This is a genomic window from Carnobacterium sp. (genome assembly GCF_040274425.1).
On the sequence record NZ_JBEMBC010000163.1, the window covers coordinates 1 to 2,205 of the forward strand.

The 2,205-nt window shown below is 35.6% G+C and carries 3 protein-coding genes; all 3 read right to left on the bottom strand.

Annotated features, from left to right (window positions below):
• Positions 1-174: 174 nt before the first annotated feature.
• Complete coding sequence (locus ABS911_RS14965; RefSeq protein WP_301426294.1) at positions 175-606, bottom strand: tetratricopeptide repeat protein; 432 nt, start codon at positions 604-606, stop codon at positions 175-177.
• Between the two features lie 138 nt (positions 607-744).
• Positions 745-1,626, bottom strand: a complete 882-nt coding sequence (gene galU, locus ABS911_RS14970) for a UTP--glucose-1-phosphate uridylyltransferase GalU (protein WP_350452458.1) — start codon at positions 1,624-1,626, stop codon at positions 745-747.
• Positions 1,627-1,672: 46 nt separating this feature from the next.
• Positions 1,673-2,205 (bottom strand): NAD(P)H-dependent glycerol-3-phosphate dehydrogenase (locus tag ABS911_RS14975; protein ID WP_350468214.1); only part of this gene is annotated, 533 nt, incomplete at its 5' end.

Below are 2,205 nucleotides of genomic sequence, written 5' to 3' on the forward strand. Positions count from 1 at the left end.
AGCAGCTGTCATGCCTGCTGGGCCGCTTCCAATAACGACAACATCATAAATTTTTTCTTCTGTTTCCATTTTATTAACCCCTCATTTCCCTTAATCATTTCATTTTACTTTACATCTTTTCAACTAAAATTACTACACATTTGCTTACAAATTAGAAGTAATTTAATCATTCCATTAGAATTCATTTAATTCCATTTTTAGTGTTTCTTGCAATTCAGTTGCTTCTTCAAAAAAATCGCCGTCTGGGTCAAGTGCAAGGTATTGTTCTACTAATATCAATGACTGCTCTAAATCTTCTATAAAAGCATAGTTGTTTGCTTGAAAATAATAAGCCTCCGAAAAAATATCGCCACTATTTTCAATCAAATCCTCTAAGATTTCAATAGATTCATCGTAATTACCAGTATGTTGATAGCAAATAGCTAACTGACAAGAAGCAAAAATAGTCTCTTCTTCATTCTTAGACAAAGTGACCGCTCGCGAGAAGTATTTTTTTGCACGGTCCATTTCATTCTTTTGAAATGCTGTTATTCCGCGTTTAAAATAAAATTCGCTTGTTGGAATAACTTCTATGATCGTTGCTTGTTGTTTTTCTATTTCAGACATGTGCAATCCTCCTCTTAGTGAACATTTGCTTATCAGTATATCATATAGAGTGCTTTTTTAATAGGTCTTGTCCGTTAGGATAAATGCAAAAAAAGATGAACCGCTATGCGTTCATCTTTTTTGTTAGGCTATCTAATTTTATTCATTTTCTAATTTCTTGCCCAATTCAATAATATATTCATTTAATGAATCTTTGATTTCTGGATGTTTCAATCCATATTGGATACTTGTTTTTAAGAAACCGAATTTATCTCCGACATCGTAACGAGTACCTTTAAACTCATGAGCAAATACGCGTTGTGTTTTGTTCAAAGTATCAATCGCATCTGTCAATTGGATTTCATTTCCAGCCCCTGGTTCTTGAGTTTCTAAAATATCGAAAATCTCAGGAGTTAATAAGTAACGACCAATGATTGCTAAATCACTTGGTGCATCTTCTGGATTTGGCTTTTCAACAAAGCGACGAACGTTATACGTAGACTCATCAACTTGTCCTTCGATGTCGATAATTCCATATTTAGAAGTTTCTTCATGCGGTACCTTCATAACTGCGATGTTAGATGCATGTGTTTTATCGTATCCATTGATCAATTGTTTAGTTAACGGAACTTCATCTTCCATCAAGTCATCTCCAAGCATGACCACAAAAGGTTCATTTCCAACAAATGCTTTAGCTTGTAATACCGCATCGCCTAAACCTTTTGGATAAGATTGACGAACAAAGAATAGATTTAATCCAGTTGTTTCTTCAACTAGTTCTAATAATTCCATTTTATCTTTAGCTTTTAGATTTGCTTCTAATTCTGGATTAGAGTCAAAGTGATCCTCGATCGGACGTTTGCTTTTCCCAGTAACAATCAAAATATCTTCAATTCCTGAATTGATGGCTTCTTCCACGATGAATTGAATCGTTGGTTTATCTACGATCGGCAGCATTTCTTTAGCCATTGCTTTTGTTGCAGGTAAAAATCGTGTTCCTAAACCTGCTGCCGGGATAATTGCTTTACGTACTTTTTGCATAGTTTTAATTCCTCCAATATGATTATAATAGTGCGCCTCTCTTGAATTAGGCTTCTGCTTTGCCGTCTCGTTGCATTAAAGAAGCAATTGTATCTTCCACTTTAGCTCCATTATACAACACTTCGTAGATTGCTGCAGTGATTGGCATTTCAATTTCTTTTTGTTTGGCTAATTCATAAGCTGCTTTAGTTGTTGCAATGCCTTCTACAACCATTCCCATGCTTTCAAGGACTTCTTTCAAGCTATTGCCTTTACCCAACATATGTCCGGCTCTCCAGTTTCTAGAATGGACACTAGTACATGTAACAATTAAATCTCCGACTCCACTCAATCCAAGAAATGTAATGGGATCAGCTCCAAAAGCTACACCTAAACGGCTTATCTCAGCTAACCCTCTAGTCATTAAAGCCGCCTTTGCGTTATCTCCATAACCTATTCCTTGTAATGCTCCAGCTCCTAGGGCAATGATATTTTTTAGAGCTGCACCTAATTCAACACCAATGATATCTTCATTTGTGTACACTCTAAAATAGTCATTCATAAATAAGTCTTGCACCAGTTTTGAAGCCTCTTCATTTG